16 protein-coding genes and 1 rRNA gene are annotated in these 16,465 nt (G+C 38.3%); 3 read left to right on the forward strand and 14 right to left on the reverse strand.

Features of this window, described 5'->3' with window-relative positions; all coding sequences use genetic code 11:
• Positions 1 to 129: 129 nt before the first annotated feature.
• The 13 genes from hisC to bioD all read right to left on the reverse strand — a co-directional run bounded on the left by hisC (position 130) and on the right by bioD (position 12,889).
• On the reverse strand, positions 130 to 1,224 hold the full coding sequence (hisC, locus tag K0A91_RS02465; protein WP_295007810.1) for a histidinol-phosphate transaminase: 1,095 nt from the start codon (positions 1,222 to 1,224) through the stop codon (positions 130 to 132).
• Positions 1,211 to 2,305, reverse strand: coding sequence for a prephenate dehydratase (pheA, locus tag K0A91_RS02470; protein WP_295007812.1), 1,095 nt, complete (start codon positions 2,303 to 2,305; stop codon positions 1,211 to 1,213). The genes hisC and pheA overlap by 14 nt, the downstream gene beginning before the upstream one ends.
• Complete coding sequence (locus K0A91_RS02475) at positions 2,302 to 3,093, reverse strand: HAD-IIA family hydrolase (protein ID WP_295007814.1); 792 nt, start codon at positions 3,091 to 3,093, stop codon at positions 2,302 to 2,304. Before K0A91_RS02475 ends, pheA begins: the two co-directional genes overlap by 4 nt.
• 1 nt (position 3,094) lies before the next feature.
• Positions 3,095 to 4,306 (reverse strand): diaminopimelate decarboxylase, encoded by a 1,212-nt coding sequence (lysA, locus tag K0A91_RS02480; protein WP_295007816.1) that lies wholly within the window; start codon positions 4,304 to 4,306, stop codon positions 3,095 to 3,097.
• Between the two features lie 64 nt (positions 4,307 to 4,370).
• The gene (locus K0A91_RS02485; protein ID WP_295007818.1) at positions 4,371 to 5,441 is read right to left on the reverse strand and encodes an LptF/LptG family permease; all 1,071 of its coding nucleotides are present in this window, start codon (positions 5,439 to 5,441) and stop codon (positions 4,371 to 4,373) included.
• Between the two features lie 93 nt (positions 5,442 to 5,534).
• Positions 5,535 to 6,095, reverse strand: a complete 561-nt coding sequence (gene pth, locus K0A91_RS02490; RefSeq protein WP_295007845.1) for an aminoacyl-tRNA hydrolase — start codon at positions 6,093 to 6,095, stop codon at positions 5,535 to 5,537.
• A complete protein-coding gene (locus K0A91_RS02495; RefSeq protein WP_295007820.1) occupies positions 6,095 to 6,631 on the reverse strand; it encodes a 50S ribosomal protein L25/general stress protein Ctc in 537 nt (178 codons plus the stop codon). The genes pth and K0A91_RS02495 overlap by 1 nt, the downstream gene beginning before the upstream one ends.
• Positions 6,632 to 6,697: 66 nt before the next feature.
• Entirely contained in the window at positions 6,698 to 7,894 is a 1,197-nt protein-coding gene (locus K0A91_RS02500) for a PilT/PilU family type 4a pilus ATPase (RefSeq protein WP_295007822.1), read from the reverse strand.
• Positions 7,891 to 8,871, reverse strand: a complete 981-nt coding sequence (locus K0A91_RS02505; RefSeq protein ID WP_295007824.1) for a transaldolase — start codon at positions 8,869 to 8,871, stop codon at positions 7,891 to 7,893. Before K0A91_RS02505 ends, K0A91_RS02500 begins: the two co-directional genes overlap by 4 nt.
• 86 nt (positions 8,872 to 8,957) lie before the next feature.
• Positions 8,958 to 10,358 (reverse strand): ATP-binding protein, encoded by a 1,401-nt coding sequence (locus K0A91_RS02510; RefSeq protein WP_295007826.1) that lies wholly within the window; start codon positions 10,356 to 10,358, stop codon positions 8,958 to 8,960.
• A gap of 13 nt (positions 10,359 to 10,371) precedes the next feature.
• Entirely contained in the window at positions 10,372 to 11,310 is a 939-nt protein-coding gene (locus K0A91_RS02515) for an aminodeoxychorismate synthase component I (protein WP_295007827.1), read from the reverse strand.
• On the reverse strand, positions 11,300 to 12,193 hold the full coding sequence (locus tag K0A91_RS02520) for an aspartate carbamoyltransferase catalytic subunit (RefSeq protein WP_295007829.1): 894 nt from the start codon (positions 12,191 to 12,193) through the stop codon (positions 11,300 to 11,302). The genes K0A91_RS02515 and K0A91_RS02520 overlap by 11 nt, the downstream gene beginning before the upstream one ends.
• 39 nt (positions 12,194 to 12,232) lie before the next feature.
• Positions 12,233 to 12,889 carry a dethiobiotin synthase gene (bioD, locus tag K0A91_RS02525; RefSeq protein WP_295007831.1) on the reverse strand — a complete coding sequence of 219 codons (657 nt, stop codon included), beginning with the start codon at positions 12,887 to 12,889 and terminating at the stop codon, positions 12,233 to 12,235.
• A 60-nt stretch (positions 12,890 to 12,949) separates the two neighbouring features.
• Between bioD and K0A91_RS02530 the strand changes: the two genes are divergently transcribed.
• The 3 genes from K0A91_RS02530 (at position 12,950) to aat (ending at position 16,227) form a co-directional block, all read left to right on the forward strand.
• Positions 12,950 to 13,249 carry an ATP-dependent Clp protease adaptor ClpS gene (locus K0A91_RS02530; protein WP_295007833.1) on the forward strand — a complete coding sequence of 100 codons (300 nt, stop codon included), beginning with the start codon at positions 12,950 to 12,952 and terminating at the stop codon, positions 13,247 to 13,249.
• The gene (gene clpA / locus K0A91_RS02535; RefSeq protein WP_295007835.1) at positions 13,249 to 15,426 is read left to right on the forward strand and encodes an ATP-dependent Clp protease ATP-binding subunit ClpA; all 2,178 of its coding nucleotides are present in this window, start codon (positions 13,249 to 13,251) and stop codon (positions 15,424 to 15,426) included. Before K0A91_RS02530 ends, clpA begins: the two co-directional genes overlap by 1 nt.
• Positions 15,427 to 15,537: 111 nt before the next feature.
• Positions 15,538 to 16,227 carry a leucyl/phenylalanyl-tRNA--protein transferase gene (gene aat / locus K0A91_RS02540; protein ID WP_295007837.1) on the forward strand — a complete coding sequence of 230 codons (690 nt, stop codon included), beginning with the start codon at positions 15,538 to 15,540 and terminating at the stop codon, positions 16,225 to 16,227.
• A 134-nt stretch (positions 16,228 to 16,361) separates the two neighbouring features.
• Here the strand turns inward: aat and rrf are convergent.
• Positions 16,362 to 16,465, reverse strand: a 5S ribosomal RNA gene (gene rrf / locus K0A91_RS02545); the annotation flags it as partial.

Raw genomic sequence — 16,465 nt, forward strand, 5'->3', positions numbered from 1 at the left:
TTCCCATTTATTATCTGATGTTACGCACTAAAGCGAACACGTCCCCTTTAGTGGCAGGGACTAACGTCCCTACAACCCCCTGAAGCTACAAAAAACAAGTTTTTCGAGAACTACAAAGTATTTTTACTATTATAAAAATTGTGTCACTAACTTAAAAAAACGACTATTTTGTTCATCAGTACCTATCGTAACCCTAATTGCGTTCATATTATAGCTACTCAAATCCCGCACAATCATCCCTTTTTGCAATAGCTGAGTCGATATTTTTGTAGAATCTTGGCTTGAATTTAGGCACAATGTAACAAAATTAGTATAGCTGTTTATTATATCTATTTTTTGTTCTTTTGCAAACTCTTCATACCTTTTCATCTGCTCAAAATTGAGAGTTACACTTTTTTTCACAAACTCCTCATCGCCAAGAGCTACACTTGCAGCCTCAAGAGAGAGCGTTGTAATGTTAAAAGGAGGTCTGAGTTTATATAGCTCTTTTATGATCTTAGAGTCTGCTACACCGTAGCCTACCCTCATGCCGCCAAGCCCGTAAGCTTTAGAAAATGTTCCGAGATAGATAACGTTGTCAAACTGCTCAACGAGCGCCTTTGCGTCTACCTTTTTCTTTACGTCTTTAGCAATTGCATACTCAATATAAGCGGCATCTATAACTACTAAAGTATCACTATCTATTTTTTCCAAAAAGTTGTATATTTTGTCGGCATCAAGCGCATCTCCAGTTGGATTGTTCGGTGTGCATATAAATATAATTTCCGGTTTCTCTTTTTTATAGAGTTCATAAAACTCATCTAGATTGTGCTCCTGCGAAGATGTTCTAATAACCTCTGCACCTACATGTTTTGAATATATCTCATACATGGCAAATGTTATTGAGTTCATTAAAATCTTAGAGCCGGCATGCGCTTTTGCATGAATGAGAAACTCTATAACCTGATCGCTTCCTGAGCCTATAATAACGTTTTCATCTTTAACGTCAAATCTTGCACTTAGCGCACCTTTAAGCTTTATCATAGAGTCATCAGGATAGAGAGCCATTTTTGAGACTATGTCACTTACAGCTTCTATTACCTTTGGGGAAGTACCATAGGGATTCTCATTAGAAGCGAGTTTTACAATATCTTTTGGCTCAATGCCATACTCTCTTACAACCAACTCTATCGGTTTTCCCGCTTCATATGTTTTAATATTTTCTAAATTTTTATTGAACTTCAATCTCTTCTCCCTTAACGTAACTTCCTAACCAAGTTACCTCTCCTTTATGTTTTTGCAATACCTTTTGAAACTTTTCATCATCTACATGTCCGTAGAAATCAATAAAGAACCAGTAGTCAAAACCGCCCTTGTCTTTGGATGGTCGAGACTCTATTTTGGAGAGATTTATATCTTGTTTGTCAAAATCCTGTAAGAAATGAACCAGTGAACCTGCTTTTATGGAATTTTCCAATCTTACCAATATCGAAGTTTTATCATCCTCGCTCTTGGCGTTCTTAAAGTCGCTTAGTATTACAAATCTTGTTTGAGAACCTATATAATCTTCGATATGGTCAAACATTATCGGAATACCGTATAATTTAGCCGCAATATGACTGCAGATAGCAGCTGCGCTTGAATCTTTTGCAGCCAAGATAGCAGCTTTTGCAGTTGACTCAACGGGAATCTGCTCGACATTTACAAGATTGTGCTCTTGAAGAAACTCTCTGCACTGTCCAAAACCTTTATCCCTCGAATAAACCTTTGTTATCTCGGATAACTTCTTTGCTTTTGTAGCAAACGACATGTGAATAGGCATATATAGTTCCGCTACTATTTTTACACTGCTGTTTGCCAACAAATCAAGAGTTTCGCCAACTATGCCGTCTATTGAATTCTCAATAGGAACAACGCCGAATTTTGCTCTTTTTGTCTCAAGCTCTTTAAAAACTGAGGGTATTGATTTCATTGAGAGATAGTCGCTCATAGCCCCAAAACGGCTCTCTGCCGCTTGATGCGTAAAACTGCCCTCAGGCCCAAGATATGCTATGCGCTCTGGGAGTTCTAGGTTTCTTGAGACCGCAAAAATTTCTAAAAAAATAGCTTCTATCGCGCTTGTGTTTAAAAGACCGCCGGCATCAATGCTGTTTTGCGTCAATCTTTGAATAATCGCTTTTTCTCTTTCAGGTCTGTAAATTGCGCTGTTGCCGCTCTTTTTTATCTCGCCGACACGCTTGACTATTTTCATTCTTCTGTTTAAAAGTTCTAAAACCTCATCGTCAATAATGTCGATTGCTTCTCTGCATTCCTCTAAAGTTTTCATCTGCTCTCCAAACTTGTTTTATCCAAAATCTCCTGCATATCCGCAGAAATACAATCGGGTCTTAATTCAGGTTTTAAAAATGGAACTATCTCATCGGCGCTTTTATATTTTCCGCTTGTCACAAAAATAGTCTTCATTCCCATCTTCTTTGCTCCGCCCAAATCACCCTTTACGTCATCACTAATAATTGTCACATCGCTAAATTTTGCGTCACTCTTTTGTTTTTGCAGCATACGCAGCGCCTCTTTGTAGAATGATACACTTGGTTTTCCGACAACTTCATAGCTGCAAGACGTAGCAAACTCAAGCATCTTTAAAATCGCTCCGACTCCAGGGTATCTTTTGGAGCCTTTGGCATATATGGATGTTTCATGCATACCTACCAAAGATGCTCCGCCGAGTAGAAAATCTATAATCTGGGCATACTCATCATGGGTAAAATTCTCTTTTATTGAAATAAGCACCGTCTTTGGATCTGTATAGTTTAAAACATACCCCATTTTTTTTAAAACATCCAAGAACTCATCTGCACCATAAGCAGCTACAGACTCTTTTGCTACGCGCGACTCGAGCATCATAAGAGGGTCAAGATAAGATGAAAACTCAAAATTAAACCCGATTGATTTTAAGAAATTGTAGAACTCGCTTGAAGCTTTTTTTGTACTGTTTGTGATAATCATGTATGGAATTTTCTTCTCATTCAGCATGTCGATAAACTCTATACTTCCGCGAATCGGAGATTTATCGCTGTCGCTGATTAGAGTGCCCTGTACATCAATAAAATACATCTTATTTAACCAAATACTCTTTCTCTAGAGCTATTAAATCTTCAAACTCTTCGCGTCTTCGGATAACTCTTGCCTCGCCGCCTTTAATTGCAACCTCTACACTTCTGCCTCTTGTGTTATAGTTGCTACCCATTCCAAAGCCGTAAGCTCCGGCACTGTGGAGTACGAGCAGATCGTTATGCTCTAGCGTAGGAAGCGGATAGTTTTTTGCAAAAAAGTCGCCACTCTCGCAAACAGGACCGACTACATCAGCCTCGCTCTCTTCTGTTTTGCTACTAGTAATCGCCTCTATCCTGTGGTACGCTTTATACAAACTAGGGCGAAGCAGATCATTCATAGCGCCGTCAACCACAACAAATCTCTTTGCGCCGTTTTTCTTCTCGTAAAGAACTTTTGTCAAAAAGTATCCGCCGTTTGCGGTTAAAAATCTTCCAGGCTCGCAGATAATAGTCAAATCCAAACCTTTTAGAGTGGATAAAACAGCCTGCGCGTAGTCATATGGTTTTATTGTAACCTCATCTTTGTATCTCACGCCAAGACCGCCGCCGATATCAAAAAACTTCAGCTCAACTTTTATGCTTTGAAGCGAGCGGACCAAATCAGCCACAATCTCTGCAGACTCATAAATAGGCTTAAGCTCAGTAAGCTGAGAACCTATGTGAAAATGGATTCCTACAGGGTCTAGATGCTCCGAGTTGTTTGCTCTGATATACATTCTCTTTGCAGCCTCTATCTCGACTCCGAATTTGTTATCATGAAGCCCTGTTGAGATGTATGGATGCGTAAGAGGGTCGATGTTAGGATTTACCCTTACACTGATTCTACATGTAACCTTTAACTCTTTTGCTATAAGCTCTACGCGCCCCAACTCTGCTTCGCTCTCAACGTTAATATACAAAATCTCTTTTTCTATCGCTTCGCGTATCTCATCATCACTCTTTCCAACACCAGAGAAGATTATTTTGTAGCTTGGAATGCCTGCTAAAAACGCACGGCGAACCTCACCGATAGAGACGCAATCAGCGCCGCTTCCCAAAGTTGCAAAGTGGCTGATAATGCTAAGGTTTGAGTTTGATTTTATCGCAAATGCCAAAATAGACTTTCTGCCCCTGAAAGCCTCTTTAAGCTCTTCGTACTGCGCAGTCATGTAGTCTAAATCATATATATAAAGCGGAGTTTTATAGGTCGATGCCAACTCTTTAAAATTTATCATAAAAGTCCCGAATATTTTTTAGGGCATTCTATCCAAAAAGTACTTATATTTTTGTTATAAAGCCTTATGTGGCGAGGCGATACGTTCTCCACTGCCTTAGTGCAACTAAAAAGAGCAGAAATGCCGGAGCTATGATTCCGAGTTCACTTGATATTGTTTTATGGCTTGAGAGCTCAATCAGCGTAAAAAGAATAGCCCATACCACTAGTGATGAGATGATTGCCGCAAAACTAAAGAGCGTCACATTTAAAAACCTAACACTCACGGGAACAAAAAAGAAGATTATAACTATTAGGCTGGGTACAAAAAGCGGATATACAAATATTTTATAGAGTGAGCTTTTTACAATGCTTGTGTTTATGTTTTGCTCTTTTAAAAGCATATACGCATCAATGGCGTCTCTTATGGTGAAGTCTACCTTGCCCTCATAAACTTGATCAAGCATTTTTGGTCTAAAGCCGTGAAGAATTTCTAAATTATTCTGCTCACTCACTCTCATGCCCAAAGAGTCAAAGCTAATATCCTCAGGCTTGGTAATGATATCTGCGGCGTCAATATACCATGCGTCATTTCTATATCTTGCACTTGAGGCTACCAAAACCTCTTTTAGCGAGTTGTCTATAAAACTAAATACGCGTATATTCTCAGCACTCTCCTGCAGCGGCAGCATTCTTGAGAAATATACAAATTTATCTTTGTAAGTAAAAAAGAGGTCTCGTGTAGGGCTTAAATACTGCGCATTTTTACGAATATTTTTGGCCATCTCATCAGCTCTTGCAAAATTTGATATTGCGTGCAAGGATATAAAAAGAATAATTACGGCGCTAGATACGGCTACGAATGGCTTAAGAATATCAACCCTTGAGTAGCCAAGGGAGTAAAATGATACGAGTGCATTTGAGCGGATTAAAAATATTTTTGTGCTTATCATCGCAAAAATCAGCGAGAGAGGAAGTAACATGTCAATAGCATAAAATGTTTTATAGACCACATAGATAAGAAGCAGGTTAGCAGAAATATCCAGCTTCTCGGCACCTCCTATGTAGTCAAAGCCTACTAGAAAAAGAACAAGGGCTGTTAAAATAATAATAAAATATCTTATATAGTGAAAAGCAATATATTTAAAAGCCAACATCTCTATCCTTCTCATGCAAACAAAACAAGTCCGGTCCATATTGAGTCACGAATGCTTCGCCTTTTGGCGAGGAACCTATTTTATATTTCACCGCTATTTTAGCTGAAATTTTTTAATTGTATATTTAGAGCTTACATCTTCGAGAGAATGTTCAAGCAAATAATCGACTGCTTTGGCGGCAAAAGAGATCCAGTCCGCAAGATGCTCCTCTTCCTCTTTGCTAAAATCGCTTAAAACGTAAGATACAACTTCCCCTTTATGTTCAGGTTTGCCTATACCCATTCTCACTCTTACGTAATCTTTTGAAATCTTCTCATCTGTGGATTTAAGGCCATTATGTCCGCCGTCGCCTCCGCCTTTTTTAAAGCGAAGCGTGCCAAACGGCAAATCCAAATCATCATGTATTACAACTACGTTATCTATCTTATAAAACTTTTTAACGGCCGCTATTGAATTGCCTGAGAGATTCATAAATGTGAGAGGTTTTAATAAAAAATGGTTTGAAAATTTAAAGAGTTCACCGTTAAACGACGATGAGGAGAGTTTTTGAGCATTTTGTCTTTTAATTAGCTCGTCTATAACCATAAATCCTATGTTATGACGAGTATGCTCGTAGTTCGGACCAGGATTTCCTAGACCGACTATTAGCATAATTACTTAGCTTTGATTACGCTCAGTACAGATACGCGCTCAGCATCTGTGAATGTAACGTTCTCAACTCTTGCTATATCACGAAGAAGTTTTGAATCTCCAACGTCCATTTTAGCAACATCAATAACGATGCTCTGCGGAACGTTTTCAATAGCAGCTTTAACTCTTAAACGAGGCTTTGAAATATGTATAAGACCTTTGTTTTTCAACCCTATAGCATCACCAACTGTTACAACCGGAACATGGTAGTGTGTTACAACACCAGGTTGTGCAACCATTAAATCAACATGTAAAAGCTTGCTTGTTACAGGATGAGCCTCATATGATTGAACAACAACGTTCATAGTTTTTCCAGCTACAGAAACTGGGAATGATAAAGAATCTTTATTACGAACAGTACGGATATATTCATTCTCTTTGAATGCGGCATGAATATTTTCAAGCCCTTTTCCGTAAATGTTTGCAATTAGATAACCATCGCGGCGAAGCGCTTTCGTGCCTTGTTTGCCAATACTCTCTCTAACTATGCCTTCTAACATATTAAATCCTTAATAAAAAATGTTTGGAATTATACATCTTTAAGCTTTAATTGTAGTTAAAGGTGATTATTTCAGATCAAATACATCCTCTTGCTCAATCTTGCCATCACCGTTTTTCTCAGCTTTATTTGCAAAATCTGCAGCTTTTCCGCTGTTTAGGCCGCTCATTTTAAGCTCTAGGTCAGCTGCGCTTGTAGCATAATCCTTTGCTCTCTCTTTTGTGATGATTCCAGCATTGTAAATATCCAAAATATGTTGGTCAAAACTTTGAGATTTATAGTGTTCACGCCCTTTTTCTATCGCCTCTTTAATCTCATAATCGCGATTTTCCAAAATAAGCTTCTCGATAGTAGGAGTTTTTACCAATATCTCCATTGCCGCAACTCGCTTGTCATCTATCGTTGGGATAAGTCTTTGAGATATTACGCCTTTTAGTACGCCTGCCAGAGAGAGACGAACACGATTTTGCTCATCATTAGGAAAAATCGCGATAATACGGTTGATCGTCTCTTTGGCATCGACTGTGTGAAGCGTTGAAAAAACTAAGTGTCCCGTGTCTGCCGCATGAAGTGCTAGCTCAATCGTCTCTCTATCTCTCATCTCACCGACAAGTATGATATCAGGGTCTTCACGAAGAGCAGCTCTTAGTGCTCTGTCAAAACTCAGAGTATCCTGTCCTACAGAACGCTGATTTATGATACATCCCCTGTCTTTATGAACGAACTCGATAGGGTCCTCGATAGTTATAATATGTTTTTTCTGTGTTATATTGATCTCATGTATCATTGCCGCAAGAGTTGTTGATTTACCGCTACCGGTTGTTCCGGTAACCAATATAAGCCCGCGCGTCTCTTTTGTAAAGGCTCTTACAGTCTCAGGATATTTCATCTCATCAATTGTCGGGATTGCCATAGGAATAACGCGAAAGACAAAAGAGGGACCGTCTGTCTGAAAAAAGATATTTACACGAAAACGGTTTCGCTCATCAAACTGATAGACTAAGTCGACCTCTTTATTCTCGACCAACTCCGAGTATCTGCCTCTAAGTATCTCTTTTGCCAAACTCATCGCATCTTCATAAGCAAATATACTTCCAGAAAAAGGAACAATCGTTCCGTTAATTCTCGCTCTGATTACGCCGTTTGATTTGACATGCAAGTCACTTCCGCCGTTTTCAATAAGTTTTTTAAGATACTCTCTAATCTTTTTTATCTGCTCAAACGTTAACTGGCTGATATCCACTTCATTTCTGTTTTCACTCATAATGACTCCAATATATCTTTAAATGCGTCTTTAAAAGATTTTAACCCATCAGATATCTGTTTATCCAAAACAGCGTTAAAATCTATACCTAAATTCTTGATTTTTTCAAAATGTTCCTCTATGATTTGAGTTGAAATCGGCAAAACACTAATTTTTGCTCCATTTGCATGAAAGGCTTTTATGGTCTCGACCGGAGCGGTGTTTACACTGTTGTACGCCAAAAGCTTCTCAACATAGTAGTGAGCCTGAAGAGAATCATCCTTAACTCCGGTACTTGCAAAAAGCGTTCTGCAGCCTTTAACGCCCATTTTTTCAACTTCTGCATATATATCCGCGCTGTTGTATATTCCGCTAAGCGCCACATCAACACCGCCCTTTGAGAGCTCATCATCCAAAGCTCTGTCTATTCTGCTTACAAAAACGCTTATGACCGTGTCAACCTTTGAGCCGTTTTTTGCTACGCCTTCTCTAAACGCCTCTGCACATGAGATGGCCTGCTCTTTTTTAAATATAAGAGTAGCATTTACGGGGATTCCGCTTCCCACAAGCTCGCGCATGGCAACATATCCTGCATCTGTTGCGGGAACTTTTATCATAACGTTTTTACGATTAATTTGCGCAAAAAGTCTCTTGCCCTCCTCTATGGTTCCCTTGGCATCATCGCAGAGATAAGGGTCTACCTCTATGCTAACATAGCCGTCATCATTTGCATCATAGAGCGGCTTTAATATGTCAGCTGCTTTTTGTATGTCATATATCGCAACCGCCTCATACTTCTCTTTAGCAGGTAAAGAGCCAAGTGATGAGAGCTGTTCTTTGTACGCACTCGAACTTAATATCGCATTTTTAAAAATTGCAGGATTTGAAGTAGCGCCATTTATTATTCCAGCCTCTATCAGCTCTCGAAACTCTTTATCTAAGTAGTTTCTTTCAATGAAATCCGCCCACAAAGAGAACTTTAAATCTTTTAAATACATATATTAACCTCAGTTGTTTTGATAAATTATATCTCAAAAATTATCAATTTTTTTTAAACATTCTGCAAAAGAGTGTTTTTGCTCTCTCATCCGATATCTTTAGGAATTTTTATAATAAACGTGGAGCCGCCACTATTAGTTATTACATCAATCTCGCCTCCAAACTGCTTCTCCACAATCATTTTGCTCATGTATAGACCCAGTCCCGTTCCATTTTTGCCCTTTGTGCTGAAATAGGGCTCAAAAAGGTGAGACAGATTTTCGCTCTTTATACCGCCTGCATTATCCTCAATGTATACAATAACTATATCTCCCGCCATTTTGGCATTTAGCGTTACAAAAGGCTCTCTTGCTTTTGCTTCATTGTGGGCGTCTATGGCATTGTTTAGTATGTTTAAAACCACCTGCACCAGCTCATTTATATATGTGCTGACCTCAATGTCAGCTGATTTGTTAATAGAGATTCTGATTCCTCTATCCTGTATTCTCGATATTGCAAAATTTACTGCTCTTTGTAGTAAATCATGTATCTCAATCCTTAATATCTCTTTATTTGGATGAAAATATGCCTGAAAGTCATCAATAGTGTCAGACAGGTAGACTATCGTGTCGCTAATGTTGCTCAGCGCGCTGTCTATATCTTCGCTGCTTCTGTCATGACCAAGCAGTTTTTTAAACTGAAGATTTGCGATTTGCAGAGTAATCGTGGAGAGCGGCTGTCTCCACTGATGCGCTATCATACTTATCATCTCACCCATGACCGCCTGCTTAGACTGCACTTCTAAAATTTGCTCCTTGTTCCTTAGCTCCTCTATTTTCTGCTTGACCTTTAGCTCCAGCGATTCATTGAGTTTTATAAGCTCTGTAGTTTTGTCGTTAACCTGTTTTTCAAGTTCTTGATTAAAATTTCGCAGCATATTCTGCTTCTCTAAAATAATAGATTTTGCTTCGTCTATCTTTTTTTGATAGAAGTAGATGATAATACTTATGATGACAAGAACAAACGAGATATAAGTCACCTGATACATGGAATATTTTATATCAATAAGATTTTGCAGAGGCGCGATTATAAGCATAAAAAGTATAAAAGCCAACCAATATACGGCATGCACGGTCTTTTGAAAATAGAGAAGAATAATAGGATACGTAAATACCCATAGATGTTTCAGGTCACTCGGCTCCCCCGCGTAGATAAGAAACAGAAACAAAAATGTATACTGAAGAGTCATGGTTATGGCAAAGAATTCAAAAAAGTGGCGATATTTTCTGAGTGCAAAAAACATTATAAAATTCATACATAAAAGCATGAGCTCAATCGGTATAAAGCCTTGGATATCTCTTATATAATTTCCGATAATCCCGTAGATAAGCCCGCTTGCCGAGAGTAAAATACCGATGTTTACCATCTGATATCTGTTTTTCAAATCCTGCTCTTCCTCATTAAACGTCCAGCCACTCGTAAAAAAACCATCTATTTTTAGCATCATTTAAAAACCTCTCTTATGGCAGGTAAACTTTATCAAAAAGTTCACTGTATTCGCTCTTGGCATCGCTGTCAAGCGTTATGCCACCTCCACTTTTATAGATATATCCGTCTTTAGTTTTCTGCACAAATCTTATCATAACACCACTATCTAGTGTTTTGCCGTCATACACGCCAAATACACCGCTGAAAAATCCGCGTTCATAGCCCTCAACCTGACTAATTATATCTAATGTGCTTTTTTTTGGAGCGCCGCTTATACTTCCTGCTGGAAGAAGCGAGTTTAAGATGTCTCCTATTCTGTCATGCCAATCCTCTGTTACATCTCCGCTGATATGTGAACTTACATGTAAAAGTTTTTTCTCACCTGCTTCAATCTCTGTTATATATCTAAACTCTTCGACTTTTACATCTTTTGCAACGATTGAGAGATCGTTTCTGAGCAAATCAACCACCATAACATGCTCTGCCATCTCTTTTTTGTTATTTAAGATAATCTCTTTTGCGTTTGGAATTGATGCATCGATTGTCCCTTTCATCGGGAATGTAGAGATTTTGGAATTTTTTATCTGGATAAATTTCTCAGGAGAGAAACAGACAAACTCATCTTTGTATCTTAGTTTGTAGTGGGCATTTGCACACTTAAAAATCTCTTCTAATGAGAGCGAAGTTTTTATAAATGTCGGCTGCGTGAGATTTAGAAGATAGGTATCGCCCGCTTTTATCTTCTCTATAACAAAGTCAAACTTCTTTTTATATTCACTAAAAGGAGCTCTCTTTTTCTCCAAAAAATCTTTATGGGCTCTGAGGGGATAATCTTCATCTATGCAAAATTCAATATCGTTTGCTTCAAGCTCATATAAAGCAGATGCGACTATATTTTGGGCTTTAAAGTCTATTATAAACAAAAACGGCTCTCTATTTTTACCAAGAGCATTTAAATCATCAAATGTCATTAATCAATTTTTTAAGCACAGCCATTCTAAGCGCGACACCGTTTGAGACCTGCTCCAAGACCTTGCATCTCTTATCTGCCAAAAGTGCATCGCAGATATCTATATTTCTGTGGACAGGTCCAGGGTGAAGCAAAATTATATCTCTCTGCCCAATAAGCTCAGTCGTTATGCAAAAATCGCTCGCATAATCTTTTAGCGAAGCATAAGTCTGAGAGGAGTGTCTCTCTGTTTGCGTTCTAAGACTCATAATAATATCTACTTCATCGACTATTTCGTTTATGTAGTGCGTTGTTCGCAGAGTTGTTTTTGGCAAAAACTGCGGCGGTGCCACTAAAATCACCTCCATGCCGAATCTCCCAAGAAGCTCAATATTTGAGTTTGCGACTCTTGAGTTTTTTATATCTCCGACTATCGCTATTTTTTTGCCTCTTAAGTCATTTTCAAAATGTTTTTTTAGCGTAAAAAGGTCCAACAGCGCTTGAGTAGGATGAGCATGAGCACCGTCTCCGGCATTAATTATGGAAGCTTTTGTATGGTTTGAGAGAATTTTGGGAACACCAGAGTTTTGATGTCGCACAATTATTGCATGCGGATTCATAGCGTCCAAATTCATCGCCGTATCAACGAGAGTCTCCCCTTTTTTGGTAGAGCTGTTTGCGACATCAAGATGGACAATCTCTGCGCCAAGCCTCTTAGCGGCTATCTCGAAAGAGCTTCTCGTTCTTGTCGAATTTTCAAAAAACAGTGTAATAATTATTTTGTCTTTTAGAATTTTATCAATCCCGCTTCCATCTTCAATCTTTGCGCTAAAGAGCTTCGCATCTTCTAAAATAGCTTCTATCTCTAAAGTTGTAAAATCGTCTGTTCTGATTAAGTGTTTCATTTTTCCCTTACGCTCGTCATTCCGTACTTTATACGAAACCTAATTTATTTTTAGATTATACAAGACATCACATATTTTTTCAATATCATTATCTACTTTTAGTACCTCAAGGCCTATATGCAAAAAATATGGTTGTGAAATTTTATTAAACTCATTTTTAATATCTTTACAATTAAATGCAACTGCATGTCGTATATTTTTATCTTCTAATGCTTTTTTACTTAAAAGCGTATCATTAATGCATCCAAGCGCACAGTGCGTAACTAAAAGTGCCGTAGCTTGTAACTGAGCAATCAAATCTATCATCATACTATTCTCATCTATTGGAACATAAAGTCCGCCAGCTCCCTCGATAACAATTAGATCGCAAAAAGCCTCAAGCTCTTCAATCTTGCTTTTAATCTTCTCTATATCAAGAGGCGCATTGTTAGATGCTACAAACGGGACCGCCGCCATCTCGTACATAAAGGGAACAATATCTTCGGCTTCTAGGTGCCACAGCTTTGGATTAAGCTCTTTAATAAGCTCTAAAAGTTCCTCGCCATCCTCTGCGTATCCATCCACAACACCTGTTTCTATGGGCTTGATAACACCGACTTTGAGTCCGCGCGAAGCGAACTCTTTCAGAAGAAGTTTTGTAGTATATGTCTTGCCTATATTTGTGTTTGTGGCGGTTATAAAAATTCGTTTTGTCATAGTTATCTCTATTTTGTTATAATTTTTTTAATTATTAAAGATAATTATTATAGGAAAATTATGGCAACAAATACAGATTTAGAAATTATCGACGAGATATCGCTTAAATACCCTAAAAAATATAAAGTGCTGATTTTAAATGACGACTATACCTCCATGGAGTTTGTAATAGATGTGCTTATGAGCATATTTCACAAAAGCTACCAAGAGGCGGAAGCCGTAATGTTTGAAGTTCATAAAAAAGAGAGGGGTGTATGCGGTATTTATTCCTATGAAATTGCGGAGACAAAAGTTATGCAGGTGCACAAACGTGCCAGAGACAGCGGCTTTCCGCTAAGAGCCGAAATGGAGGAAGAGTAGTGATAAGCCATTCATTAAACGAGGTTTTCCAAAAATCAATTATCTATGCAAAAGAGCTAAAACATGAGTATATAACCATTGAACATGTATTTTATCAACTTCTTAACTCTCCGGAGGGTGCAAAAATCATCTTTGAGTGCGGCGGTGATGTCCAAAAGATGAAAGAGCTCATAAAAGATTATATATATTCAAACACAAGCACGCTTCAGCAAAACGTGAGCGATGAGCCTTTTGAGAGTGTTGCTCTCTCACGGCTGATTGACAGGATGATAAAGCATATCCAAAGCTCACAACAGCAGAGTGCGGATATTGGCGACCTGCTTGTTGCCATCTATGATGAAGTGAACTCTTTTGCCTACATGCTGTTAAATGAGTATCATATCTCAAGACTTGATATATTAGAGATGATTTCGCACAGCGATGAAACTGATGCTCCAAAAGAGAGTGAATCATATCTTCAAAAATACTCCATAAATTTGCTTAAAAAGGCAAAAGAGGGAAAAATAGACCCCGTTATAGGCAGAGATAACGAGATAGAGAGGGTAACGCAGATTTTATGCCGCAGAAAGAAAAACAACCCCATTTTAGTCGGAGAAGCAGGAGTCGGAAAAACTGCTATTGCAGAGGGGCTGGCGCTAAAGATAGCGGCACGCGAAGTCCCAGAGATTATCCAAAACAGTGAGCTTTATGCACTCGATTTGGGAGCGATGCTTGCAGGCACAAAATATAGAGGCGATTTCGAGAAGCGCTTAAAAGGCATAATGGATGAGCTTAAATCTATTCCAAACGCTATTCTTTTCATTGATGAAATTCACACACTAATAGGCGCAGGTTCAACAAGTGGAACTATGGATGCGGCAAACCAGCTAAAACCAGCATTAGCTTCAGGTGAGCTAAAATGCATGGGTGCTACCACGTTTACAGAGTATAGAAACGGTTTTGAAAAAGACAAGGCGTTAAGCAGAAGATTCTCCAAAATTGATATAAATGAGCCTTCAGTAAAGACAACATATAAGATTCTAAAAGGGCTAAAAAGTAAATATGAAGAGCACCACAACGTAACATTTACGGACAAAGCCCTAAAAACAGCAATAGATTTGTCAAAAAGATATATAACCGATAAATTTTTACCCGACAAGGCAATTGACCTTTTAGATGAAACCGCTGCGTCATTTCATCTAAAAAACAAGAAAAAAAGAGTTGTAGGCTCTCACGATATTGAAAATACCATCTCAAAAATTGTCGGTATATCAGGCTCAAAAGTAACACAGGATGAAACACTCTCTCTAATAAACCTAGAAGAGAATTTGCAAAAAAAAGTAATCGGGCAGGACAAAGCAGTTGCAGAGGTGGCAAAAGCCATAAAAATATCCAAAGCAGGTCTTACTCCGCCAAACAAGCCAATCGCTTCATTTCTATTTTCTGGACCTACGGGCGTGGGCAAAACAGAACTTGCACTCTCTCTTAGCCAAATACTCGGCATTAATTTTGAGAGATTTGATATGAGCGAATACATGGAAAAACATGCCATAAGCAGGCTTGTAGGGGCGCCTCCTGGCTATGTAGGATATGAGCAGGGAGGACTGCTTACGGAGGCAATAAAAAGACACCCTTACACTGTTTTACTGCTTGATGAGATAGAAAAAGCTCACCCTGATTTGGTAAATATTTTACTCCAAATTATGGATAACGCAACTCTTACAGATAATAACGGCTATAAGGCAAACTTCCAAAATGTCATACTTATTATGACATCCAACATCGGCGCTACAGCTAGAAATATCATGGGCTTCAACAAAGACAGCTCGCTCTCAAAAAATGAGGAGTTAAAACTTTTCTTTACACCTGAATTTAGAAATAGGCTAAGCGCTGTAGTAGAGTTTAATCAGCTAAATATAGAGGTAGTCAAAGGAATCGTAAATAAGTTTATAGATGAGCTAAACAGTGACCTAAAGAAGAAAAAGGTAACCATTACGATATCTCCTAAAGCTGCAGAGTACATAGCAGATAACTCTTACTCGATAGAGATGGGAGCAAGGCCGATTAAAAGATATATTGCTGATAATATAACAAATAAATTAAGCGATGAGATACTCTTTGGCAAACTAAAAAACGGCGGCAGAGTAAATGTATCATTCAACAGAAAGCTGATTTTTAATTTCAAGGAATTAGAATGATTATTCTCGCCAACAGTGAAGCTTTTATTCTGTGCTTTGAAATAGCACAAAACACACGATTGACTAAATGCAACTTGAACTTGTTCAAGTTGCATGAGATAATTAAGTAATATGATACCACAGCTAAAAAAATATGAGCTGACCTTTCCAAATCCCAACGATGCTAGTGAAGAGGGCATTGTTGCATGGGGAGGCGACTTAAATCCATCTAGACTTATTCGCGCATATCAAAATGGAATATTTCCTTGGTACGCTAAAGATGACCCGATTATTTGGTGGTCGACAAACCCCAGACTTATAATGGAGCTAGATGATTTTAAATTGAGCCGCTCCCTGAAAAAAAGCATGAAAAAATTTCACTATAAATTTGATAGCAACTTCATAGAGGTTATGAAGCGGTGCAGCAGCGTAAAGAGAGAAAATCAAAATGGTACTTGGATACAAGATGAGATAATTGAAGCCTACAGCGTACTTCATGATATGGATATGGCACACAGCATAGAGAGTTATCAAGATGGAAAACTTGTCGGCGGACTTTACGGAGTTGTTGTAGGAAAAGTTTTTTGCGGAGAATCCATGTTCTCTCTGGTAAATGATGCCTCAAAATCAGCATATGCAATGCTTGTCAAGCATCTTAAATTTTGGGGATATGATTTCATAGACTGTCAAGTGCCCACAGAATATCTGAAAAGCTTGGGCGCAAAAGAGGTTGCAAGAGAGTACTTTTTAAACAGGCTAAAAAGAGTAAATATAGATACTATAAAGCATAAATGGGATATAGAAAACTCTATAATAGATTAAAATAGTGTGATAATTGATACTGAAATTTAATAACGCCTACATATAAGTTTTTTACGCTTAAGTTTTAGATTGATTTGATTAGTTTGATTGAATTGTTAAGTTTGATTGTGAGTTGTTGTTGCAAGAAATGATCAACTAGGCAGCGACCTACATTTCCACACCTGACAGGTGCAGTATTATCAGCGATGAGAGGCTTAGCTTCTGGGTTCGGAATGGGGCCAGGCGTTTCCCTCTCTCT

This window comes from Sulfurimonas sp., assembly GCF_019429335.1.
Lineage (GTDB): Bacteria > Campylobacterota > Campylobacteria > Campylobacterales > Sulfurimonadaceae > Sulfurimonas.

Excerpts from the sequence above, each read along its gene's own strand:
- pheA (WP_295007812.1), bottom strand. The coding sequence starts at position 2,305 with ATGAAAACTTTAGAGGAATGCAGAGAAGCAATCGACATTATTGACGAT.
- K0A91_RS02475 (WP_295007814.1), bottom strand. The coding sequence starts at position 3,093 with ATGTATTTTATTGATGTACAGGGCACTCTAATCAGCGACAGCGATAAA.
- lysA (WP_295007816.1), bottom strand. The coding sequence starts at position 4,306 with ATGATAAATTTTAAAGAGTTGGCATCGACCTATAAAACTCCGCTTTAT.
- K0A91_RS02485 (WP_295007818.1), bottom strand. The coding sequence starts at position 5,441 with ATGTTGGCTTTTAAATATATTGCTTTTCACTATATAAGATATTTTATT.
- K0A91_RS02495 (WP_295007820.1), bottom strand. The coding sequence starts at position 6,631 with ATGTTAGAAGGCATAGTTAGAGAGAGTATTGGCAAACAAGGCACGAAA.
- K0A91_RS02500 (WP_295007822.1), bottom strand. The coding sequence starts at position 7,894 with ATGAGTGAAAACAGAAATGAAGTGGATATCAGCCAGTTAACGTTTGAG.
- K0A91_RS02505 (WP_295007824.1), bottom strand. The coding sequence starts at position 8,871 with ATGTATTTAAAAGATTTAAAGTTCTCTTTGTGGGCGGATTTCATTGAA.
- K0A91_RS02510 (WP_295007826.1), bottom strand. The coding sequence starts at position 10,358 with ATGATGCTAAAAATAGATGGTTTTTTTACGAGTGGCTGGACGTTTAAT.
- K0A91_RS02515 (WP_295007827.1), bottom strand. The coding sequence starts at position 11,310 with ATGACATTTGATGATTTAAATGCTCTTGGTAAAAATAGAGAGCCGTTT.
- K0A91_RS02520 (WP_295007829.1), bottom strand. The coding sequence starts at position 12,193 with ATGAAACACTTAATCAGAACAGACGATTTTACAACTTTAGAGATAGAA.
- bioD (WP_295007831.1), bottom strand. The coding sequence starts at position 12,889 with ATGACAAAACGAATTTTTATAACCGCCACAAACACAAATATAGGCAAG.
- K0A91_RS02530 (WP_295007833.1), top strand. The coding sequence starts at position 12,950 with ATGGCAACAAATACAGATTTAGAAATTATCGACGAGATATCGCTTAAA.
- aat (WP_295007837.1), top strand. The coding sequence starts at position 15,538 with ATGATACCACAGCTAAAAAAATATGAGCTGACCTTTCCAAATCCCAAC.